The 22,390-nt window shown below is 68.7% G+C and carries 20 protein-coding genes; 9 read left to right on the top strand and 11 right to left on the bottom strand.

What is annotated here, in order from left to right; translation table 11 throughout:
- Positions 1-9: 9 nt before the first annotated feature.
- Positions 10-1,491 carry an AMP nucleosidase gene (locus AC07OD_RS09540; RefSeq protein ID WP_218293092.1) on the bottom strand — a complete coding sequence of 494 codons (1,482 nt, stop codon included), beginning with the start codon at positions 1,489-1,491 and terminating at the stop codon, positions 10-12.
- A gap of 66 nt (positions 1,492-1,557) precedes the next feature.
- The gene (locus AC07OD_RS09535) at positions 1,558-3,657 is read right to left on the bottom strand and encodes a putative bifunctional diguanylate cyclase/phosphodiesterase (protein ID WP_218340570.1); all 2,100 of its coding nucleotides are present in this window, start codon (positions 3,655-3,657) and stop codon (positions 1,558-1,560) included.
- Between the two features lie 139 nt (positions 3,658-3,796).
- On the opposite strand from AC07OD_RS09535, the gene dbpA reads away from it, so the two are divergent.
- The 4 genes from dbpA to AC07OD_RS09515 all read left to right on the top strand — a co-directional run bounded on the left by dbpA (position 3,797) and on the right by AC07OD_RS09515 (position 8,111).
- Positions 3,797-5,200, top strand: coding sequence for an ATP-dependent RNA helicase DbpA (gene dbpA, locus AC07OD_RS09530; protein WP_218293094.1), 1,404 nt, complete (start codon positions 3,797-3,799; stop codon positions 5,198-5,200).
- Between the two features lie 196 nt (positions 5,201-5,396).
- On the top strand, positions 5,397-6,140 hold the full coding sequence (locus AC07OD_RS09525; protein ID WP_494596313.1) for a GntR family transcriptional regulator: 744 nt from the start codon (positions 5,397-5,399) through the stop codon (positions 6,138-6,140).
- A 138-nt stretch (positions 6,141-6,278) separates the two neighbouring features.
- Entirely contained in the window at positions 6,279-7,289 is a 1,011-nt protein-coding gene (locus AC07OD_RS09520) for a tripartite tricarboxylate transporter substrate binding protein (protein WP_494596311.1), read from the top strand.
- Between the two features lie 3 nt (positions 7,290-7,292).
- The gene (locus AC07OD_RS09515; RefSeq protein ID WP_494596309.1) at positions 7,293-8,111 is read left to right on the top strand and encodes an amidohydrolase family protein; all 819 of its coding nucleotides are present in this window, start codon (positions 7,293-7,295) and stop codon (positions 8,109-8,111) included.
- Between the two features lie 55 nt (positions 8,112-8,166).
- Here AC07OD_RS09515 and AC07OD_RS09510 read toward each other — a convergent pair whose 3' ends face one another.
- From AC07OD_RS09510 to AC07OD_RS09495, 4 genes are all read right to left on the bottom strand, one after another.
- On the bottom strand, positions 8,167-8,859 hold the full coding sequence (locus AC07OD_RS09510) for an ankyrin repeat domain-containing protein (RefSeq protein WP_494596308.1): 693 nt from the start codon (positions 8,857-8,859) through the stop codon (positions 8,167-8,169).
- 86 nt (positions 8,860-8,945) lie between these two features.
- Positions 8,946-9,443, bottom strand: a complete 498-nt coding sequence (locus AC07OD_RS09505; protein WP_494596306.1) for a GlcG/HbpS family heme-binding protein — start codon at positions 9,441-9,443, stop codon at positions 8,946-8,948.
- 185 nt (positions 9,444-9,628) lie between these two features.
- Entirely contained in the window at positions 9,629-10,252 is a 624-nt protein-coding gene (locus AC07OD_RS09500) for a response regulator transcription factor (protein WP_494596305.1), read from the bottom strand.
- On the bottom strand, positions 10,249-11,838 hold the full coding sequence (locus AC07OD_RS09495; protein ID WP_494596304.1) for an ATP-binding protein: 1,590 nt from the start codon (positions 11,836-11,838) through the stop codon (positions 10,249-10,251). The genes AC07OD_RS09500 and AC07OD_RS09495 overlap by 4 nt, the downstream gene beginning before the upstream one ends.
- A 118-nt stretch (positions 11,839-11,956) precedes the next feature.
- Here AC07OD_RS09495 and AC07OD_RS09490 point away from each other — a divergent pair, with 118 nt between their 5' ends.
- On the top strand, positions 11,957-12,907 hold the full coding sequence (locus AC07OD_RS09490) for a cation diffusion facilitator family transporter (protein ID WP_494596303.1): 951 nt from the start codon (positions 11,957-11,959) through the stop codon (positions 12,905-12,907).
- A complete protein-coding gene (gene dtd / locus AC07OD_RS09485; protein WP_492805743.1) occupies positions 12,904-13,359 on the top strand; it encodes a D-aminoacyl-tRNA deacylase in 456 nt (151 codons plus the stop codon). Before AC07OD_RS09490 ends, dtd begins: the two co-directional genes overlap by 4 nt.
- 37 nt (positions 13,360-13,396) lie before the next feature.
- On the opposite strand, the gene AC07OD_RS09480 is transcribed toward dtd, so the two are convergent.
- From AC07OD_RS09480 to AC07OD_RS09460, 5 genes are all read right to left on the bottom strand, one after another.
- Positions 13,397-14,659, bottom strand: coding sequence for an MFS transporter (locus tag AC07OD_RS09480; RefSeq protein WP_494596374.1), 1,263 nt, complete (start codon positions 14,657-14,659; stop codon positions 13,397-13,399).
- 38 nt (positions 14,660-14,697) lie between these two features.
- Positions 14,698-15,438 carry a sulfite exporter TauE/SafE family protein gene (locus tag AC07OD_RS09475; protein WP_494596302.1) on the bottom strand — a complete coding sequence of 247 codons (741 nt, stop codon included), beginning with the start codon at positions 15,436-15,438 and terminating at the stop codon, positions 14,698-14,700.
- Positions 15,439-15,570: 132 nt separating this feature from the next.
- Positions 15,571-17,322, bottom strand: a complete 1,752-nt coding sequence (locus AC07OD_RS09470; protein WP_494596301.1) for a WD40 repeat domain-containing protein — start codon at positions 17,320-17,322, stop codon at positions 15,571-15,573.
- A 243-nt stretch (positions 17,323-17,565) separates the two neighbouring features.
- The gene (gene ybeY / locus AC07OD_RS09465; protein ID WP_218293106.1) at positions 17,566-18,027 is read right to left on the bottom strand and encodes an rRNA maturation RNase YbeY; all 462 of its coding nucleotides are present in this window, start codon (positions 18,025-18,027) and stop codon (positions 17,566-17,568) included.
- A gap of 58 nt (positions 18,028-18,085) precedes the next feature.
- Entirely contained in the window at positions 18,086-19,039 is a 954-nt protein-coding gene (locus tag AC07OD_RS09460) for a PhoH family protein (protein ID WP_218293107.1), read from the bottom strand.
- Between the two features lie 81 nt (positions 19,040-19,120).
- On the opposite strand from AC07OD_RS09460, the gene ruvA reads away from it, so the two are divergent.
- Genes ruvA through ruvB form a run of 3 tightly spaced genes read left to right on the top strand, consistent with a single transcriptional unit; the run spans position 19,121 to position 22,357 of the window.
- Entirely contained in the window at positions 19,121-19,696 is a 576-nt protein-coding gene (ruvA, locus tag AC07OD_RS09455; protein WP_218340557.1) for a Holliday junction branch migration protein RuvA, read from the top strand.
- 26 nt (positions 19,697-19,722) lie between these two features.
- Entirely contained in the window at positions 19,723-21,264 is a 1,542-nt protein-coding gene (locus AC07OD_RS09450) for a trypsin-like peptidase domain-containing protein (RefSeq protein WP_494596299.1), read from the top strand.
- Positions 21,265-21,295: 31 nt separating this feature from the next.
- Positions 21,296-22,357, top strand: coding sequence for a Holliday junction branch migration DNA helicase RuvB (gene ruvB / locus AC07OD_RS09445; RefSeq protein ID WP_218293110.1), 1,062 nt, complete (start codon positions 21,296-21,298; stop codon positions 22,355-22,357).
- The last annotated feature ends 33 nt before the right edge of the window (positions 22,358-22,390 follow it).

Here is a 22,390-nt window from a genome sequence, read left to right as displayed (position 1 = left end):
TTCTTGTCGTCACTGGAAGGCGACTTCGGCAAAGCTGCGCAGCTTGCGGCTGTGCAGCCTGTCCACGCCGCCGTTGCGCAGGATCTCGATGGCGCGCATGCCGATGCGCAGGTGCTGGTCCACGCGCTCGCGGTAGAAATGGTTGGCCATGCCCGGCAGCTTGATCTCGCCGTGCAGCGGCTTGTCGGAGACGCACAGCAGGGTGCCATACGGCACGCGGAAGCGAAAGCCGTTGGCCGCGATGGTGGCGCTTTCCATGTCCAGCGCCACGGCGCGGCTCTGGCTGAACCGGCGCTGGGGCATGTTGTCGGGCAGCAGTTCCCAGTTGCGGTTGTCGGTGCTGGCCACGGTGCCGGTGCGCATGATGCGCTTGAGCTGGTCCTCCGGCACCCGCGTCACGTCGGCGACGGCCTGCTGCAGCGCCATCTGGATCTCGGCCAGCGCCGGGATGGGTACCCACAGCGGCAGTTCCTCGTCCAGCACGTGGTCCTCGCGCACGTAGGCGTGGGCCAGCACATAGTCGCCCAGCTGCTGGCTGTTGCGCAGGCCCGCGCAATGGCCCAGCATCATCCACGCGTGCGGGCGCAGCACGGCGATGTGGTCGGTGATGGTCTTGGCGTTGGCCGGCCCCACGCCGATGTTGACCATGCTGATGCCGCTCGCGTCCTTGCGCACCAGGTGGTAGCCGGGCATCTGCGGCAGGCGCGGCGGGGCGATGCCCAGCTCGTCGCCCGGCTGCGCGGGCAGGCCCGCGCGGCGAGTGACCACGTTGCCGGGCTCGATGAAGGCCACGTACTCGCTGTCTTCCCTGGCCATCTCGGCGTGGCCCAGGCGCACGAACTCGTCGATGTAGAACTGGTAGTTGGTGAACAGCACGAAGTTCTGGAACCATTCGGGCGCGGTGCCCGTGTAGTGGCGCAGGCGGTGCAGCGAGTAGTCCACGCGCGGCGCGGTGAACAGCGACAGCGGCTGTGCCTCGCCCGGGCGCGCCTGCCAGGTGCCGTTGGCGATGCCGTCGTCCATGGCCGCGAGGTCCGGCAGGTCGAACACGTCGCGCATCAGCATGCGGCGCTCGGCCGTGAGCGTGCCCTCGATGTGGTCGTGCTCGGCGAACGAGAAGTGGATGGGGATGGGGTGCGCGCTGGTGCCCACCTCCAGCTCGACGTTGTGGCTGGCCCGCAGCAGGCGGAACTGCTCGGCGTAGTAGTTGGCGAACAGGTCGGGGCGGGTGAGGGTGGTTTCGTACCGCCCGGGGCCTTCCACGAAGCCGTAGGCCAGCTTGGAGTCCGCCCGTGCCACCGTGGTGGTGTGCACCCGCACGAAGGGATAGAACGCGCGCACCGCGCTTTCGGGCGTCTCGCCCGCCACGAAGCGCTGCATGGCATCGCGCAGGTGGCCGATCTGTTGCTGGTAGATGCGCTGCACCTGGGCCAGCGCTTCGGCCGGGTCGGTGTGGCGGGTGGGGGCGATGAAGTCGGGAATGAGGGGCATGCCCCTATTGTCCACAAGCCGGGAACGTGTTTGTGTGACGGGCTGGCGCCGGGGCCGCGGAGGGCCTCAGGAATTGACCGCCAGCAGGGGCTCCAGGCCGTGGAAGTCGCGCATCCAGCGCAGGATGGACGCGGCGTCCCGGGGCACCGACACCACATGGCCCTGGATCAGGTCGCACCCCAGGCCCGCCAGCAGATCCACCTGCGCCTGTGTCTCCACCCCCTCGGCCACGGTCCTGATCTGCAGGCTGCGGCCCATCTGGATGATGGCGGTGACGATGGCCACGTCGTCGGCGTTGTCCGGGGTGTCGACCACGAAGGAGCGGTCGATCTTGAGCTTGTCGATCGGGTAGCGCTTGAGGTAGGCCAGCGATGAGTACCCGGTGCCGAAATCATCGATGGAGATTCCGACGCCGAGTGCCTTGAGGGCATTGAGGGTGTCCAGCACCTGGCCCGTCTGGTGCATCAGCACGGATTCGGTGAGTTCGATCTCCAGATACTGCGGTGCCAGCCCGGTCTCGTGCAGCATGGCCGCGATCTCGCCCGCCACGTCGCGCTGGCGGAATTCGAGGGCCGACAGGTTCACCGCCACCGGCACCATGGCCAAGCCCTGGTCCTGCCACTCCCGGAGCTGGCGGCAGGCCTCGCGCATCACCCAGCGGCCAATGGGGGTGATGAGGCCGCGGGATTCCGAGAAGGTGATGAACTCATCCGGCCCCACCAGGCCGCGCTGGGGATGGCGCCAGCGCACCAGGGCCTCGAAGCCGCGCAGCGAGCCGTCTTCCAGGCAGATCTGGGGCTGGTAGTGCAGCACGAAGGCGTTGTGGACGATGGCCTCGCGCAGCAGCCGCTCGTGCTGCAGCACATCGATGGCGCTGGCCTCCATGCTGGGTTCGTAGAACTGGCGGTTGCCCCGGCCGCTTTCCTTGGCGTGGTGCATGGCCGCGTCGGCGCAGCGCAGCAGCGCGTCGCCGGTGGCGGCATGCTCCGGAAAGAGGCTGATGCCGATGGACGGCGAGACGGTCAGCGGCACCTGGTCGAGCGTGAACACGCCGTGCATGGAGTCGAGCAGCTTGTCGGCCACCCTGGCGGCGTCATCGGGGCTTTGCACGTCGGTCAGGACCACCACGAACTCATCGCCGCCCAGCCGCGCCACCACGTCGGCATCGCGCACGCCCTGGCGCAGCCGCTCGGCCACGTTGCACAGCAACTGGTCGCCCGCGTGGTGGCCGAGCGAGTCGTTCACCGTCTTGAAATGGTCCAGGTTCACGAACAGCACGGCCGCGCGGCCGTGGCGCCTGCGCGCCAGCGACAGCACCTGCGACAGCTGCTCCATCAGGAAATGCCGGTTGGGCAACTGCGTGAGGGTGTCGTGCAGCGCGATGAAGGCCTCGCGCTCCTGCGCCTGCTTGCGCGCGGTGATGTCCCGCACCACCACGATGCGGTAGTCCGCATGGTGCAGCGGCATGGTCTTGCCCACCACCTCGACGGGGATGGCATGCCCGTCCTTGTGGCGGATGGTCACTTCGTAGGGGTCTTCGCGCCCGCTGCGGGTGTAGTCCAGCGCCACGGCCCGCCATTCGGGACTGATGAAGTGGAAGATCGAGACCCCCAGCACCTCCTGCAGCCCGTAGCCCACCAGGCGGGTGAGCGCCTCGTTGCCGTCCGTGATGATGCCGTCGCGGTGGAACACGATGGCCTCGTCCGTGGCCTCGGTGAACTTGCGCATGCGCTCTTCGCTCTGGCGCACCTGGCGTTCCGCGCGCCAGCGCTCGGTGATGTCGGTGATCAGCACGAACGAGCCCAGCTGCTGCGAGCCGGCGCCGAAGTGCGGGATCAGGTTGACCTCGATCATGCGCGTCTCGCCATTGGGCAGGATCTGCTCGCGCGTGTACTTCACGTGCTCGCGGCGCGTGGAGCGCTCCACATGCGGCTGGATCACCTGCCAGGCCTTGTCGCCAATGGCTTCCTGCACCGTGAGCCCCAGGATCGATTCGGTCGTGTGGCCGTTGTAGGCGGCGTAGCCCTGGTTGGCGAACTGGCAGCGCAGGCCGGGCAGGTCGAAGTACGCCATCAATGCGGGCACGGAATCGGCGATCAGGCGCAGCAGCGAGTCGCTGGAGCCCCCCTGGCCAGGGGCGTTGGCTGCGTTGATTGAATCTGGCATGTCCCACCCGGTGCTGAGAAGGTGTGGCGGTCTGCACGCGGCCCCGTGGAGATCGCCAGCACGTTCTTCCGTTATAGCCGATAGACCTTGCGCGCGTGCAAGGTAGTTGCCCGGATACCCCGGGCGGGATAATCGGGCCATGACCTCCAAAGAAAACCAAGCCGGCACTGACTTCAGCACGCTGGCCCTGAGCCCTGCCATGCTGTCCAACCTGCAGCAGCTGGGCTACATGCAAATGACTCCGATTCAGGCGGCCAGCCTGCCGCCCGCGCTGCTGGGCAAGGATCTGATCGCCCAGGCCAGCACCGGCAGCGGCAAGACCGCCGCCTTCGCCCTGGCCCTGCTGGCCAACCTCAACCCGCGCCGCTTCGCCGTGCAGGCGCTGGTGCTGTGCCCCACGCGCGAGCTGGCCGACCAGGTGACCACCGAGATCCGGCGCCTGGCGCGCGCGGAAGAGAACATCAAGGTCGTGACCCTGTGCGGCGGCGTGCCGCTGCGCGCCCAGACGCTGAGCCTGGAGCACGGCGCCCACATCGTCGTGGGCACGCCCGGCCGCGTGATGGACCACCTGGAGCGCCAGCACCTCTCGCTGGAAGCGCTCAACACCCTGGTGCTCGACGAGGCCGACCGCATGCTCGACATGGGTTTCTTCGACGACATCGCCACCGTGGCGCGCCAGTGCCCTTCGGCCCGCCAGACCCTGCTGTTCTCGGCCACCTACCCCGAGGGCATCGCCAAGCTCAGCGCCCAGTTCATGAAGGCGCCGGTGCAGATCACGGTGCAGGCCCAGCATGCCGAGGGCAAGATCGAGCAGCGCTGGTACGAGGTGAAGCACAGCGAGCGCCTGCACGCGGTGTCCCAGCTGCTCAACCACTTCCGGCCCGAATCGTCGATCGCCTTTTGCAACACCAAGCAGCAGTGCCGCGACCTGGTGGGCGTGCTGCAGGCGCAGGGCTTCAGCGCGCTGGCGTTGTACGGCGAGCTGGAGCAGCGCGAGCGCGACCAGGTGCTGGTGCAGTTCGCCAACAGGAGCTGCTCGGTGCTGGTGGCCACCGACGTGGCGGCGCGCGGGCTTGATATCGCCAACCTGGCCGCCGTGATCAATGTGGACGTGACGCCCGACCCCGAGGTGCACATCCACCGCATCGGCCGCACGGGCCGGGGCGACGCCGAGGGCCTGGCGCTCAACCTGGCCAGCCTGGACGAGATGGGCAGCGTGGGCAAGATCGAGGTGCTGCAGGGCCGGGAGTCGCGCTGGTTCCCGGTGGCGGAGCTCACGCCCGCAGGCAGCGGCCCGCTGGTGCCGCCCATGGTCACCATCCAGATCATCGGCGGCCGCAAGGAGAAGATCCGCGCGGGCGACGTGCTGGGCGCGCTGACCGGCGAGATGGGCTACAGCCGCGAGCAGATCGGCAAGATCAACGTGAACGACTTCTCCACCTACGTGGCGGTGGACCGCGCCATCGGCGCCCAGGCCGCGCAGCGCCTGAACCAGGGCCGGGTGAAGGGCAAGGCCGTGAAGGCCCGCCTGGTGACGGATTGATGGTGGCTTGCCGAGGGGGCACCCCCCATCAGGATGGCAAATGCCGCTGGACCTTGTCCGGCGGTTTTTTTTGCTCCTTTTTGTGGGTAGCTGATCGTCCGCAACGGGACCCCATCCCGAAGCCTGGGCATCCGCCGCCGTGCCTGTGGTATTCACTTATTGTGCAAAGACCTATAGAGGACTATAGTTCTTTGCCATGATCTCCCATTCAAAAGTCGTGGCGCTGGATTCCTCCCCGGGCCTGAGCCGGTACGCCGCCCTGGCGGCTGCACTGCGTGCCCGCGTGGTGGCCGGGGAATGGCCGCCCGGCTCGGCCCTGCCGGCAGAAAGCCTGCTGGCCACGGAGCACCAGGTGGCGCTGGGTACCATGCGCCGTGCGCTGGAACTCCTGGTGGCGCAAGGGCTGGTGGAGCGCGTCCACGGCCGGGGCACCTTTGTGCGCCAGGGCATTGCCGGCGCCTCGATGCTGCGGTTTTTCCGGTTTGACAGCGGCGGCGGCGAAATGCCGCGCTCGCGCATCCTGTCGCGCCAGCGCATGGCGGCCCCGGCTGCCGTGGCCCGCAGGCTGGGCCTGGCGACGGGCGAGATGGTGCTGCGGCTGCAGCGCCTGCGCCTGCTGGCCGACCAGCCCTGCCTGCTGGAAGACCTGTGGCTGCCGCTGGATGTGTTTGCGCCCCTGGCAGAAGGAAACACCGCCGAGTGGGACGACCTGCTGTACCCCATGTTCGCGCGCCGCTGCGGTGTGCATGTGCACCGGGCCGTGGACGACATTGGTTTTGCTGTGCTGACAGCCCCGCAGGCCCTCCACCTGGGGCTGGCCGCAGGCCATCCGGGCGTGGTGGTGCAACGGGCCGCCTACGACCTGGGCGGGCGCTGCATCGAATGGCGCACCACGCGCGGCGATGCCCACGCCTTTCACTACACCGTGACCATTACATGAACGGCACCCCTGTGCGGTGCCACGGGCCTGGCAAGGCCCGTGCCGCTGCGCCTGCCGGCCTGGGGCGCGCCGCTCCCGGCGCGCGCCGCTCCCGGCGCACTCCCATGAACGACTGAAGACGAAACCAAGGAGACCCGTATGCACCATCTATCCGATCCTCTGAATTCACCAGATCTGTCGCGTCGTGCGGCGCTGGCTGCCGTGGGTGTCACGCTGGCAGCGCCCTGGGTGCGCACCCACGCTGCGGGCGTGGGGGGCGGGCGCACCGTGACCCTGGTCGTCTCCTACCCCGCAGGCGGCGGCGCCGACCTGATGGCGCGCATCATCGCGCCCCGCATGGCCGAAGCGCTGGGGCAAGGCGTGGTGGTGGACAACAAGCCCGGCGCCAGCGGCCAGCTGGCCGCATCGGCCGTGGCCCGCGCCACGCCGGATGGCACGACCCTGCTGCTCGATGCGTCGTCGTTCGCCGTCAATCCATCGCTGTATCCCAAGCTGCCCTACGACAGCAACACCGCCTTTGTGCCGCTGGCCGTGCTGGCGACCTTTCCGAACGTGCTGGTGTGCCACCCGGGCTTCGGTGTCAATTCCGTCAAGGAAGTCATCGCGCGCGCCAAGGCCAAGCCCGAGGACGTGGCCTATGCGTCGTCCGGCAATGGCTCGGCCCAGCATCTGGCCGGGGCGCTGTTTGAAGAGCGCACGGGCGTGCGCCTGTCCCACATTCCCTACCGGGGGGGCGGCCCCGCCATGAACGACGTGATGGGCGGGCAGGTGCCGCTGTTCTTTGCCAATGTGGCCTCGTCCCTGGGCCACATCCAGGCGGGCAAGCTGCGCCCGCTGGCGGTAACCAGTGCGCTGCGCGCCCGATCGCTGCCGGATGTGCCCACCATGGCGCAGGCCGGCGTGGCCGACTACGAAGTGCTGGAGTGGAACCCAGTTTTGGCCCCGGCGGGCATTGCGCCCGAGGTGCGCACGCAGCTGGTCAACGCCATCCGCAAGGCGCTGGCCGACCCCGAGGTGCTGGGCCGCATCCGCGCGCTGGGCGGCGATGCCTTTCCCGACGCGACCCAGGCCAGCGCGGGCAGGTTCATCCAGGCCCAGCAAGCGCAATGGGGCAAGGTCATCCGAGAGCGCAAGATCGTGGTGGGCTGACCCATGAGTGCGCTGGCCCCCTCCGCGCCGTTGCGGGATGTCCCGGAGGGATGGGACACGCATGTCCATGTCTTTGATGCAGCCGCCCCGGTCCAGGCCGGGCACTACCAGCCCGCGCACCAGCCCCTCGAACGCATTGAGGCCGAAGCCGCGAGGCTGGGCGTGGGGCACCTCGTGCTGGTGCAGCCCAGCGTGTACGGCACCGACAACCGGCTTGTGCTCGAGGCCCTGGCGCGCGAGCCGGGTCGGCACCGCGCGGTGGTCGTGGTGGATACCGACATTGCCGATGACGCGCTGCAGACCATGCACACGCTGGGCGTGCGCGGCGTGCGTTTCAATCTGGTGTCCCCGGTGGGCAACGGGGCGCGGGCCATGCAGTCGCTGGCGCCCCGCCTGAAGGCGCTGGGCTGGCATGTGCAGTGGTATGCGGCGCCTGCCCAGCTGGCGCAGATCGCCCAGCTGCATGCGCAAACGGGCCTGCCCTGCGTGCTGGACCACCTGGCGGGCATGCATGCCGCCCTGGCGCGGGACGATGCGGCCTGGCAGGCGCTGGCAAGGCTGGCCGGCCTGGGGGCGTGGATCAAGCTGTCAGGCTGGTACCGCCTGCAGGCCGCGGCGCCCTACGCCGAACTGCACGATGCGATCCGCCGCGTGGCCGGGCTGGCGGGGGAGCGGCTGGTGTGGGGTTCGGACTGGCCGCATACCGCATTTGCACCGGACTCCATGCCCGCCTACGCGAGTGTGTGGGAGCCGGTGGTGAATGCCCTGGGCGCGGTACGCGCCGACAGGGTGCGCATGGCGGGCGCAGCGCTGTACCGCTGAAGTGGGTGGGGCAGTGCGCCCGCACGGGTGCATCCCGCATCCGCTGGCTACCTACCTACCTGGCGCCCGCGGCCTCCAGCATCCGCACCATCTCGCTGAAGCCCCGCTGGCGAGCCAGCTGCAGCGGCGTGTTGCCCTGCCGGTCGGTCAGCGCATGGCTGGCGCCGGCCTGCAGCAGCGCCTGCAGCGTGGCCTGGTGGCGCGGGCCTCCGTCGCCCAGCACGATGGACTCGATCAGCGCCGTCCAGTGCAGGTTGTTCACATGGTCCAGCGGAGCGCCGGCGGCGATCAGCTGGCGCACCACGCCGTCGTGCCCCAGGTGGGCCGCGGCGATCAGTGCCGTGCCGTCGTACCGGCTCGTCACCTGCCCGGCGCGGGCGCCCAGGGCCAGCAGCAGGCGCAGGGTGTCTTCGTCGTCCGCCACCGCCGCGATGGTCACGGCGTCGTAGCGGTCGTTCTCCAGCGCATTCACATCGGCCCGGGCCTGCACCAGCTGCCGGATCACATCGCGCTGGCGGGCGAACGTGGCCACGTGCAGCGGCGTGCGGCCGTGGGCATCGCGGGCATTCACATCGGCGCGTGCCGCCACGAGCTTTTGCAGCATGCCCACATCGCCGCGCGCGGCGGCGGCGTGCAGGCCCTGGTAGGCCGCCGTTTGCGCCGCGGTGGGCGCCACCTGCGCCTGGGCGGGCTGCGCCAGCAGCAGGGCCGCGGCCAGGGCCAGGGGCATTGCGGTGTGTCGGTTCATGGCGTGTCCCTTCAGCGGTTGGTGGTGCTTTGGCGGGTGTCTGCGCAGCGGGCGAGCGCCCCAGGACGGGGCGCTGCGCTGTGGGCTTACTTCAGCTGGTCCGCCACCTTGGCGATGGCGGCCATGGCGCATTGCTCGTCCAGGTGGCCGCCGGGCGCGCCGCCCACGCCCACGGCGCCGATGACTTCATTGCCCACCTTCAGGGGCACGCCGCCGCCCAGCAGCAGGTAGCCGGGGATCTGGCCCAGGTTGGCGGCGGCGGGGTTCTTCTGCGAGCCTTCCATGATGGCCAGCGTGGTGTTCTTGGCCGATGCCGAGGTGTAGGCCTTCAGGCGGCTGGCTTCCAGGGTGTGGGGGCCGGCGTTGTCGGCACGCTGCACGGCGCGCACGGTGCCGGCGCGGTCCACCACGGTGGCGGTCACGTTGTAGCCGGAGGCCGTGCACGCGGCCACGGTGTGGGCGACGATCTGGTTGGCCAGGTCCAGCGAGATGTTCTTTTCGGTGCGCACGCCTTCGGCGCTGGCGGCGGCGCAGGCGGCCAGGGACAGGGTGAGGGCGGCGGCTTTGGCAAGGGTGTTCTGCATGGTGTTCTCCGTGGGCGTTCGGTGGTTTCGGGTCCGGTGCCACCCGTTGTGGCGCCGTGGGAGAACTGTAGGAAACGGCGTGGATTCCGGCCATTCGTACGCCTACGCCAGAGCCTCCGTAGAACTACGCAGTGCCCGCCAGGCGGTGGGCGGTTTGAAGGCCGCATCCGCAGCCCGCGGGCTGGCTATTGCACCAGGGCGGCGTAGCGCCGGATCAGTTGCGCCAGCGACTCGGCCCCGAGCTTGGCGAACAGGTTGGCGCGGTGGGTTTCCACCGTGCGGGGCGAGAGTGCCAGCACCCGGCCGATTTCCTTGTTGGTCAGGCCCTCGACGATGAGGCCCAGCACCTCGCGCTCGCGGCCCGAGAGCTGGGCGTAGCGCTCGCGGGCCTGCTGGTCGGCCTGGTGGCGTTCGCGCGAACGCACATGCTGGCGCACGGCGTTCTGCAGGGCTTCGATCAGCACCTCGTCATCCACCGGTTTTTCCAGGAACTCCGCCGCGCCTGTCTTGAAGGCGCGGCGGCACATCTCCACCGTGCCGTGGCCGGTGAGCAGGACCACCGGCTGGTCCACGCCCTGCGCCAGCAGCTGCTCCAGCACCGCGAGGCCGCTGATGCCGGGCATGCGCACATCCAGCACGATGGCGCCGATGCTGGCCCGGTCAAACCCGGCCATGAAGGCATGCGGGTCGGCCCAGGTCTGCACGCGCAGCCCGATGGTGCTGATGAGCAGGCCCAGGCTGTCGCGCACGGCGGCGTCGTCGTCCACCAGGTGAATGAGGGGGGAAAGGGACGTGGCGCTGTCGCTCATGGCTGCGGAGAGGGTGGCGCGGCGGCAGGGGTGCCAGGCGCCGCGGGCAGCACCAGCACGAACTCGGCGCCGCGTTGGGCGGCGGCGTTGCCTGGCGCCGCAGGGGCCAGTTCCAGGCTGGCGCCCATGGCCTGGGCAAGGCTTTCGCACAGTGTCAGGCCCAGCCCCAGGCCGCCCGAGCGCGTGGTGTAGAAGGGCTCGAACAGATGCTCGCGGGCTTCGGGCGGCACGCCGGGGCCTTGGTCGCGAACCGACAGGGCGATCCGCGTGCCATCCCGCGCCGACAGCCGCAGCGTGAGCCGGCGTTCGGCGGGGGGAACCTGCTCCATGGCCTGCATGGCGTTCATCAGCAGGTTGTGGATGATCTGCTGCAAGGCCACGGGCTCGGCCAGCACGGGCGCCAGGTCGGGCGCCACCGTCACCTCGGCCGCGATGGCGCGCTGCGCCAGCTCGGGCTCCAGCAGGTGCAGCACATCCTGCAGCGCCGTGGCCAGGTGCAGCGGCTGGGCCTGCGCCGACAGGTCGGGTCGCTCCACCAGGCGGCGCAGGCGGCCCACCACCGTGGAGGCTCGCCGGGCCTGCTCCACCGCGCGCGCCATGGCTGTCTGGGCCGTCTCCAGATCCGGCGGGTCGTCCGCCAGCAGCCGCTGTGCGGCCTGGGTGCTGGACAGCAGCGCCGTGAGCGGCTGGTTCAGCTCGTGGGCCATGCCCGCGGCCAGCTCGCCCAGGGTGTTCAGGCGGGCGACCTGGCCGAGCCGCAGCAGCTCTTCCGCCCGCTGGCGCGCAATGCGCTGGCGCCACAGCGCCCGGCCCGCCGCCCACAGCGCGGCGGTCAGCACGCACCAGCCCAGCATGCCCAGCCAGGGAAGCTCGCGCAGGCCCACATGGCGCTGCGCCACCACATCCAGGGGCTGGCTCGGCGCCGCGAGCAGCTTGTGAAAACCATACGACCAGCCCAGGCCCCAGCGGCCCGGTTCCGTGCGGCCCGGCTGCACGACGAAGGCCGTGCCGCCCTGGGCGAGCGTGACGCGCACCGGGCTGCTGTCCATGGCCATCGGCCATTCGTCCCGGGGGATGGTCATGCGCAGGTCGATCTGCAGCGCATAGCTTGCGGGGGTGCTGGCCAGCACCAGGTGGTAGCGGCCCGCAGGCAGGTCGGGCAGTGCCATTTCGGCATGGCCTGACTGGCGCGATGCGGCCTCGGCGGCCGCCAGGGCCGGCTGCAGCGCGGTGGGCCATGCGCCCCCCGCAGGCCGCTGCAGCACGGAAAGGATCTGCGGGTAGACCGAAGGCAGGCGCGGCAGCGGGGAGGCTGCCGTGGCCTCTTCGGTGGCGCGCGCGGCATCCGGGGTGGCGCCTGGCTCCGGAGGCTGCAGCAGGGCCAGGGTGGCCATCACCGCGTCGTGCTGCACCACGCGCTGGCTCAGGAGCCGGTGCACGATGCGGGCATCGGTCTCGAAGGCCTCCCGCAGCTGCTGCAGGCGCGCGTGAACCAGCCAGCCCGCGCCGGCGCAGGCCACCACGGCCCACAGCAGCAGGCCGGTGAAATGAACCCGCGCGAAACGGCGGCGCCATGCCCTGGTCATGCGCCGATTCTGGCATGGGGCCCTGGCGGTGGCTGCGCGGCGCAGCCTCTCTGGCTCTGGTGTAATCGGCTGCGCTCGCCGGTTTCCGTTTCCCCTGTCGCGTCTGGATGCCTCTCTCATGCCTGCAACTGCCCCCGTGGTCCATCGCTGGTTCTCGCCCCGCAACCTGCTGTGGGCTTCCGTGGCGGTGGCCGTGGTCACCATCCTGCTCAAGACCCTGGCCTGGCTGGTGACGGGGTCGGTCGGGCTGCTGTCGGATGCGATGGAGTCGTTCGTCAACCTGGCCAGCGCGATGTTCGCGCTGGCGATGGTGACCGTGGCGCAGCGCCCGGCCGACGACGACCATCCCTATGGCCACCACAAGGCCGAATACTTCTCGTCGGGTTTCGAGGGCATCCTGATCGTGGGCGTGTCCGTGGGCATCCTGTGGGCGGCAGGCCACCGCCTGGTGGCGCCCCAGCCCCTGGAGCAGGTCGGCTGGGGCCTGGGCCTTTCGGTGCTCAGCTCGGCGCTCAATGGCCTGCTGGCCTGGCTCATGTTCCGTTCGGCGCGCGAGCACCGCTCCATCGCGCTGGAGGCCGATGCCCGCCACCTTGTCACCGATGTGTGGACCTCCGCCGGCGTGCTGGTGGGCATCGCCGGCGCGGCCCTGACCGGCTGGCTGTGGCTGGATGCGCTGGCGGCGATCGTGGTGGCGCTGAACATCCTGAAAGAGGGGCTGGAGCTGGTCTGGCGCTCGTCCCAGGGCCTCATGGATTCGGCGGTGGAACCCGAGGTGCAAGCCACCATCGACGCCACCTTGCAGCAGTTCGTGCAATCGCAGGCGCCCGGCGCCGTGCGGTTCGACCATGTCTCCACCCGCCGCGCGGGCCAGCGCCGGTTTGTGGACATGCACCTGCACATGCCCGCCCACTGGACCCTGCGCCACGCCGCCGAGCTGCGCGGCCAGGTCGAGCGCGCGCTGATGGCCGCCGTGCCCGGCCTGCGCGCCACCATCGAGCTGCTGCCCTCCGACGTGGAAGCGCATTTCGACGACGCCCGTGACGATTTGAAGGATGCCGTGAAGTGATCAGCGTATTGCAACGTGTGCGCGAAGCGCGCGTAGATGTGGACGGGCAGACCGTGGGCGCCATCGGCGCAGGCCTGCTGGTGCTGGTGTGTGCTGAACGCGGTGACACGGAGATGGAGGCCGACAAGCTGCTGGCCAAGATCCTCAAGCTGCGCATTTTTTCGGACGCCGCAGGCAAGATGAACCAGAGCGTGCAGGACACCGGTGGCGGCCTGCTGCTGGTCAGCCAGTTCACCCTGGCGGCAGACACCACCGGCGGCAACCGCCCCAGCTTCACCCAGGCGGCTGCACCCGATGAGGGGCGGCGGCTGTACGACTATGTGGTTGCCCAGGCGCGCAAGGTGCACCCCGAGGTGGCCACGGGCCAGTTTGCCGCCGATATGCAGGTGCATCTCATCAATGACGGCCCGGTGACCATCCCGCTGCGGATACCTCCTAGAGCGGCTTGGTAGTCAAAAAGGATAGCATTCAGCGCTTGATGGATAAGCGCTATGGCCTTGTTTCTTTCTTGTTTTCGAGGGAAACCAAGGGCGACACCGGCAGCACCCGGAACCCTGCCGACGCCAGCGCCAGCCAGGTGGCAATGGCCAGCATGACGGCCGTGTAGGCATCCCATCCCTGGCGCTGCGCCCAGGTGGCGACGATGCCAGTGAACCACTGCATCAGCGCCACCCCCAGGAACATCGCCATGGTGTAGGCCGACAGTGCCCGGCCTGTGAGCGTGGGCGGATAGGAGGCCCGCACATCGGCGTACTGCAGCACGCCGTAGCCCGACAGCAGGCCCATCAGCAAAATCAGCACCACGCTGGCCCAAGCGTTCCCGTGCAGGAACGCCAGCACGATGAACAGGCTCGCCATGAGCAGCGAGGCATTGCCGATCCAGCGTCTGCGGCGGGCGATGCCCGGGTCCAGCCGACCGCCCAGACCCGGTGCGAAGAGGGCAATCAGCGAGAGCCCCAGCGCAACGTTGCCACTGTCTACCAGCGAGAGGTGGTAGCGGTCCATCAGCAGCGGTGCCAGCCACAGGCCGCGCAATGACAGAAACGCGGCGTAGCCCGACATGCCCAGCAGCAGGATGCCCCAGGTGTGCGGCACCGTGAGCAACTGGCCAAAGCCCAGCAGCGCCTGGCCCCAGGTTTCGCGCTGCGCCGGGGGCGGCACCAGCGGGGTGGGCTCGTGCACGCGCAGCCAGATCAGCAACCACGACAGCGCGCTGAGCACCGCCAACACGGCATAACCCGTGCGCCAGCCGCCGCCGTGTTGCACCAGCCAGGCCAGCGGCGTGCCGGTGAACAGCAGGCCCAGGCCACCCACACCCATCGCCACGCCCGACAGGTAGGCAAACCGCTCTGCCGGAAAATGCCGCGCAATGAACAGCGTGCAGGCCAGAAACGCGGGCGAGCAGCCCACGCCGATCAGCAATTGCCCTGCCATCAGCCAGGGGTAGGCCGGCGCGGTGGCCGAGAGCGCCGACCCCGCAACCGCCAGCGGAAACGCCGTGAGTACCGTGCGCCGCAGGCCGTACAGGTCCAGCCCCACGCCCATCAGCAACTGGGCCACGCCGAAGGAAAGGCCAAACAGCCCCGCAAACGCGCCCAGCGACCCTGGCGAGAGCCCGAAGTCCGCCGTCAGTCCCTGGGCCACCATGGCCGTGGTGGTGCGAAAGGCCTGGCTCAGTGCAAACCCGCTGAGCAGCGCAAGCAGCATGGCCCACAGCGCACGCGGTGATGGCCGGCCGCTGCCCACGGGCAAGGATGGAGGCGCCGACGAGGACGGCAGGGGATTGCCGCTCACTGCCGCCAGAAGAACAGAGCGGCCATGACCATCCCGGTAGCCACAATGCCCCAGCGCAGCACGTTGGCAGGCAGCTTGCGCGCTACGCGTGCACCGCCGTACCCGCCAGCGGTGGCGGCCACCATCATCATCAGCGCCTGCGGCCACAGCACCACGCCACCCGCCGCATAGATGAGCACGGCAATGGCTGTGAGCAGGGCCGACACCCAGTTCTTGAGGCCGTTCATGGCGTTCAGGTTCGTCTGCCCGAGCAGGCCGAACAGCGCCAGCAGAAGGATGCCCAGCCCGCCGTTGAAGTAGCCGCCATAGGCGGCCACCGCCAGCACGCCCACCGTGGCCTTGGCGGTGGAGGGTTTGCCGCCCGCCAGCATCCGGCGCAGCTGAGGCCCGAATGCAAACAGCGCCGTGGCCGCCAGCAGCAGCCAGGGCACCACGCGGCGGAAGGTGGCGTCGGGCGTGACCAGCAGCAGCGCCGCACCCGCCGCGCCGCCGATGAGCGACAACACCACCAGCAGCCGCATGGAGAGCCCTGGCGGCGGTGCCGTGTCCTCTCGAAACCCCCACGCCCCAGCCATGTAGCCGGGCAGCAGCGCGACCGTGCCCGTGGCATTGGCCACCACGGGCGGCACGCCGGTGAAGACCAGGGCGGGAAGGGTCAGGAAGCTGCCGCCTCCGGCGACGGCATTGAGGGCGCCGGCGACGAAGGCGGCGGTGAGCAGCAAAGGGATGTCGAGCATGCACCGATGGTAGGGGGTGGCGCTGCCGCCATTGGCGACGGCGCGGATGCAACACTTTTGCTTGCGACCACGTCGATGGGTGCCGGTTGCCATTGCGGCCAAGGCCGCACAACGACCGGCGCTTTCAGCGCCTCAGTACAGATAGGCTGAGTTGGGCACGGCGGGTGTTACGCCATCCGTAGCGCTGCTGGTGCCCACGGCCAGGGTGCTGGCATCACCGGAAAGCGCTACGCCAGCGCCGAAGCTCGCGAGTGCTTGCGGTTGGGGGGGCTTGAGATAGGCGCGGTGGCCCCAAGTCGTGCCGTCGCGGCGGTAGACATTGACGGCTCCGGCTGAATATAAGGCCTGGTTGTTGGGGTTGCCATTGATGCCAGAGGCGTTGCTGGCATCGTTGAGGTCGCCCACGGCGAGCGTGCGGCCGTCCGCAGAAAGCGACAACATGACACTGTTTGTAAAGAACCCGCCGGCAGCCTTGACCGGCAGTGCGGGCTGCTGCGTCCAGGCGTCCCCCGCCGTGCGTGTGAATGTTCGCAGCTGAACGTCAGTACCTCCAGAGCGGTCCAAGACGGCCAGTGTGCTTCCGTCCCTGGACATTGCAAAGGGATTGTGCGAAGCCGGTAGCACACCGGCGGCTGGAACGCGCCACACCTGCGTGGGTGCACTCCAGGCACCGCCGAGATGGGTCAGGACCGAGACGTCCTTGTCGGTGTTCGCCGCAAGCACGGTTCCGTCGCTGGACAGGGCTACAACCGCCCCGAAGCGGGCCATGGTCGGGTCGGCGCTGCTGCCTGGCAGGTGCGCCTGCTCGGCCCAGCCGCCGTTGTTGCGGGCAAAGGTGTGAACGGCTCCCACGCCGCCCCCAAAAATGGTTTCGCCGGTGAAGGAGAGCCCACCCAACACGGCGGCAGACCCCGGGGTGAAGTTAGCGCCTTCTTCGGGCGCTCCTACCGCCAGCAGGTTCCCGTCGGCTGACAGAGCCACGCTGAAGCCAAAGTGTTGGGGGGTGCAGGGAAATATAGCCGTGCCCATGATGTCCAGGCGGCTACAGGTTTCGACTTTCGCAGGCGTGTTGCGGGACTTGATGTAGGCCTGCTGGCTCCAGGTGCTGCCGTTGTCCATGAAGATATACGCAGCCCCCGCGCCATACGCGTCGCGGTTGGCCGCATCGCCGTTGATGCCGCGCGCATTGCTTCTTTCTTCCGGCGCACCCACGGCCAGCGTGCGACCGTTGGCCGACAGCGCCAGGCTGGCGCCAAAGGCCATCTTTGCGGCGGGACTGCTGCCTTCCAGTCGCGCCCGCAGGCCCCAGGCAGGGGTTGGCATGCCAATACCTGGCATGCTGCGGCTGAAGATGTACACCGCGCCCGCCCCTGCCAGGTCACCTGAACTGCCCTCGCGGGGCGAACCGACGGCCAGCGTTGCACCGTCGGCCGACAGGGCAATTGCGTTCGTGTAGGCACCAAATCGCTTGGTCGGATCGCCGCCAGCAAGGTCGAAGCGTCCTATGGCCTGGGTGAGGTCGGGTGTTACCGCGGCAGTGAACGGGCCGCAGCCGCTCGCGTCGCAGGCGCGCAGCCGGTAACTCGCGTTCACCCGCTCGTGCAGCAGCCCCCCAATCTGTAGAGGGAAGCTGGTGGCGTTGTTGGCGTTGGCGCTGCCGAACAGCGATTCGGATTGGGGGCCTCCCGCGCCATCAGGGTCCTCGAACAGTTCGTAGCGCATCGCGCCCGGGGTGACGGCCCAACCGAAGTTGTAGGTCTTGGGGCCGTAGCTCGCCACGCTGAAGCCGGAAGGGGCCGAGAGTCCGGCGGACTCCGATTCGCCACTGCCACCCCCGCACGCCGCCAGAACGAGTGGCGCCGCCAGCAGCAATGCGCGATGCAAGGATGGGAGGCCCGAATTTGCCATGGGGGCAGGGTGCCGCGGGAAATTGGCCACAGAGAAGACTCCTGAAAGAATGGGGGAAGACAGGCAGGGCGCGCGGCGGGAGTGCTGGCAGGTCTGCGAGACGCCCACTGGAGGAGTCAATCCTCACTTATCAAGGCAACGCCAAGGCCCGGCAGATGCGAGTACTTTGTACCAAATGGTAAAAAACTGCGCCGCTGCCCTCGGCAATAGGGATGGCGTTCAGGAGGTCGCGTACGGATCGGCAAATCCCAGCTCCCGCAGGATGTCGGTTTCGTACGACTCCATCTCCAGGGCATCCGCCTCGCTCGTCTCGTGGTCCCAGCCCTGGGCGTGCAGCGTGCCGTGTACCAGCATGTGGGCGTAGTGCTCTTCCAGGCTCTTGTTCTGCTCCTTCGCCTCGCGCTCGATCACGGGGGCGCACAGGACCAAGTCGGCGGTCACGACCGGCTCCTGGGTGTAGTCGAAGGTGAGCACGTTGGTGGCGTAGTCCTTCTTGCGGTACGCGTGGTTGAGCTGGCGGCCCTCGTCCTCACCCACGATGCGCACGGTGATCTCGGCGTCGGTGGCCAGGGCGTGGCGAATCCAGCGCGTGACCTTGTGGCGTGGCAGCACGGCGCGGTGTGCCGCCGCGCCGTCAAATGCGCCGAATTGCAACGACAGGGAGAGGTGGTTCAAGGGCATTGGGGCCTCAGGCGCTTGATTGGAAGGCGCAGATAGCTATAGAAACAGGAGCAAATGCTCAGCGGCGCGCAGCGGGCGCCGCACGGCGTGGCGCGTCGTATGCATCCACGATGCGCGCGACCAGCGGGTGGCGCACCACGTCGGCGGAGGTGAAGCGGGTGACGGAAATGCCCTTGACCCGCTTGAGCACGCGCTCGGCATCGATCAGGCCGCTCATCGCGCCCTTGGGCAGGTCGATCTGGCTCACGTCGCCCGTCACCACGGCCTTGGCTCCAAAGCCGATGCGGGTGAGGAACATCTTCATCTGCTCGGGCGTGGTGTTCTGTGCCTCGTCCAGGATCACGAAGGCATTGTTCAGCGTGCGGCCCCGCATGAAGGCCAGCGGCGCGATTTCGAGTGCGTTGCGCTCGAAGGCCTTTTGCACCTTGTCGTAGCCCATCAGTTCGTACAGCGCGTCGTACAGCGGGCGCAGGTAGGGGTCCACCTTCTGCGCCAGGTCGCCGGGCAGGAAGCCCAGGCGTTCGCCGGCCTCGACCGCCGGGCGGGTGAGCACGATGCGCTGCACGGCGCTGCGCTCCAGCGCATCCACGGCGCAGGCCACGGCCAGGTAGGTCTTGCCGGTGCCCGCGGGGCCGATGCCGAAGGTGATGTCGTGGCTGGCGATGTTTTCAAGGTACAGGTTCTGCGTGGGCGTACGGCCGCGCAGGTCGGCCCGGCGGGTGTTGAGCACGATGGCGCCCTCGGGCGCCTCCACCAGAGCGGTATCACCCGCCAGCATGAGTTGCAGGTAGTCCTCGGTGATGGGGCGTTCCGCCATTTCGTACAGGGCCTGCAGCAGTTCCATGGCCTGCGTCGCCCTGGCCTTGGGGCCATCGACCTTGAACTGCTCATGGCGGTGCGCAATGCTCACCTGCAGGGCCACTTCGATGGTGCGCAGGTGCGCGTCGGCCGGCCCGCACAGGTGCGTGAGCCGGGTGTTGTTGTGGGGGGTGAAGGTGTGGCGCAGGATCACGCGGATAATTCCAGTCAGGCAACGGAAAAACAGCAAGAACGACGGCGCAGGGTGTCATGCCAGCGGCGTCAAAGGACATCAATGATAGGCAAATTGACCGGCACCCTGCTGGAGAAGAATCCCCCCGAGGTGCTGCTGGACTGCCACGGCGTGGGCTATGAGGTGAATGTGCCCATGAGCACGTTCTACAACCTGCCCGCCGTGGGCGAGCGGGTGAGCCTGCTCACCCAGTTCATTGTGCGCGAGGACGCGCAGCTGCTGTATGGCTTCGCCACGGCGCCGGAGCGCCAGGCATTTCGCGAGTTGATCAAGATTTCGGGCGTGGGGCCGCGCACTGCGCTGTCCATCCTGTCCGGCATGGGTGTGGCCGACCTGGCGCAGGCCATCACGCTGCAGGAAGCGGGCCGCCTGGTCAAGGTGCCGGGCATCGGCAAGAAGACGGCCGAGCGGCTGCTGCTGGAGCTCAAGGGCAAGCTGGGGGCCGACATGGGCGCCGTGCACGGTGGCGCCACCAGCGACGCGCAGGCGGATATCCTCCAGGCATTGCTGGCGTTAGGGTACAACGACAAGGAAGCCGCGGCGGCGCTCAAGGCGCTGCCGGCGGACGTAGGGGTAAGTGACGGGATCAAGCTGGCGCTGAAGGCGCTGGCCAAGTAACGGGTTCAACCGGAGGGATAACCGAGATGACGTATCGCGCTTCGTTCAAATTTGCCGGACTGCTGGTCGCGCTGGCCATGGCGGCTTGTGGCGGCGGCGGCGGGGGGGATTCACCTGCAGCGCCCCCGGTGCCGACCACCCCGGCCGGCCCGGAACAGCCTACCACCCCCACCGTTCCCGTCACGCCAACGCCGGTGAGCACCGACCGTATCGAGCCGCTCGACACGGGGCTTCCCAAATCCGCCAGCAGCGCCGGAGCCAAGGTCGCAGTGCGTAGCGGCACCGCCGTGCAGGCGACGTCCATCCGCCTCGGCCCGCTGGAAGGCGACACCCAGGCCCTCGTGAAGAAGGCCATGCAACCCGCGGGGCTCACCAAGGGTGATCCCCAGCAGATTGGTGTGGCCCGCCCGGTGGCAGCCACCGCCAAGGCGCGCGACCTGATGGGCCAGCTCAATTGGCAGCCGGTAGGTGCGGGCCTGCAGCGGGCCGCCATCAGTTTCACAGCAGAGGGCGCCCTCGGCGTCCGGCTGGGGCTGGTGGTGCGCCAACTGCCCGCTGGTACGGTGCTGCGTTTTTACGCCCACGCCGGCGGCGATTCGGTGCAGGTTTCGGGCGCCGAAGTGCTGCGCAGCATCCAGCGCAACCTGGATGCAGGCGACACCGGCGATGCGGCACGCACCTATTGGAGTCCGGATTTTGGCGGGGCCGAGACCACGCTGGAGCTGGAGGTTCCCGTGGCCGCGCGGCTGGAGCAGGAACTGGACATCGCGGTGCCCATGCTCTCGCACTTCTTCGTGTCGCCCGACCAGGCCACGGCCGCAAGCTTTGCCAAGGTGGGTGAATCCGGCACCTGCAACATCGACGTATCTTGCAAGCCCGAACTCAGCGCCGAAAGCCGATCGGTGGCGCGCATGGTGTTTGTCGTCGAGGGCGGCAGTTTCCTGTGCACGGGCACCTTGCTCAACGACGCCCTGTCGAGCAAGAAGCCGCACTTCCTGTCGGCGCACCACTGCATTTCCACCCAGACGGTCGCATCGTCCCTCACCACCGACTGGTTCTACCGCTCGTCGGCCTGCAACAACGCTACCGCAAATCCCGGTACGCAAAAGGTCAGGGGCGGCGCAGAGCTGCTGTTTGCCGACTCGCAGACTGACACGTCCTTCATGCGCCTGAACAGCGCGCCGCCGCAGGGCGTTGTGTATGCGGGTTCGTACGTCGGATCCGTGAACACCTCCGCCGCCGTGGTGGGCATCCACCATCCCCGTGGCGACCTGCAAAAGACGAGCGCTGGCTCGGTGGCCCAGTTCAGCTATTGCAGCGGCGAACGGTGCTTCCCCGAAACGCAGCAGGACGGAAAGTTCTACGCGGTGGGATGGACGGAGGGCACGACAGAGGGCGGCAGCAGCGGCTCCGGCCTGTTCTTCACCATCGGCTCCAGGCGGTACCTGGTCGGCCAGCTCTACGGCGGATCGTCCAGTTGCGCGGCGCCCACGGGCCTTGACCACTACGGGCGCTTCGACCTGCCTTTCAAGCTGGCTCTCAAGACCTGGTTGATGCCCGGTTCCTGATGCCGGAGACGGCGAGAGCGCACACAAAAAGATGACCATTCAGACCGACGATTTCGCCCCTGCGCCCTCCAAACGCGTGATCTCCGCCGCGCCCGCATCGCCCCAGGAAGAAGCCATTGAACGCGCCCTGCGCCCCAAGCTCCTGCAGGAGTATGTGGGCCAGGCCAAGGCGCGCGAGCAGCTCGAGATCTTCATCGGCGCGGCGAAGAAGCGCGGCGAGGCGCTCGACCATGTCCTGCTGTTTGGCCCGCCGGGGCTGGGCAAGACCACGCTCAGTCACATCATCGCGGCCGAACTGGGCGTGAACCTGCGCCAGACCAGCGGCCCCGTGCTTGAAAAGCCCAAGGACCTGGCGGCGCTGCTCACCAACCTGGAGAAGAACGACGTTCTCTTCATCGACGAGATCCACCGCCTCTCGCCCGTGGTCGAGGAAATCCTCTACCCCGCGCTCGAGGACTACCAGATCGACATCATGATCGGCGAAGGGCCCGCGGCGCGCAGCATCAAGCTCGACCTGCAGCCCTTCACCCTGGTGGGCGCCACCACGCGCGCGGGCATGTTGACCAACCCGCTGCGCGACCGCTTCGGCATCGTGGCGCGGCTGGAGTTCTACACATCCGAAGAGCTGGCGCGCATCGTCAAGCGCAGCGCTGGCTTGCTCAACGCGCCCATGGACGACGAAGGCGGTTTCGAGATCGCCCGCCGCTCGCGCGGCACGCCGCGCATCGCCAACCGGCTGCTGCGCCGCGTGCGCGACTATGCCGAGGTCAAGGGTGACGGCCGCATCACCAAAGGCATTGCCGACAAGGCGCTGGCCATGCTGGACGTGGACCCGCAGGGCTTTGACGTGATGGACCGCAAGCTGCTCGAAGCCGTGATCCATCGCTTTGACGGCGGCCCCGTGGGCCTGGACAACATCGCCGCCAGCATTGGCGAAGAGGCCGGCACCATCGAGGACGTGATCGAGCCCTATCTCATCCAGCAAGGTTTTTTGCAGCGTACGCCGCGCGGGCGCATCGCCACGCTGGCGGCATTCCGGCACCTGGGGGTGGCGCCGCCCAGCGCCGGGGCGCCGGGGTTGTTTGGCGCCTGAGAAGCCTCCTACCGACCTTCACGTCCGCCGCCG

Source organism: Acidovorax sp. GW821-FHT10E03 (assembly GCF_059415205.1).
This window is presented reverse-complemented; position numbering and strand designations above follow the sequence as displayed.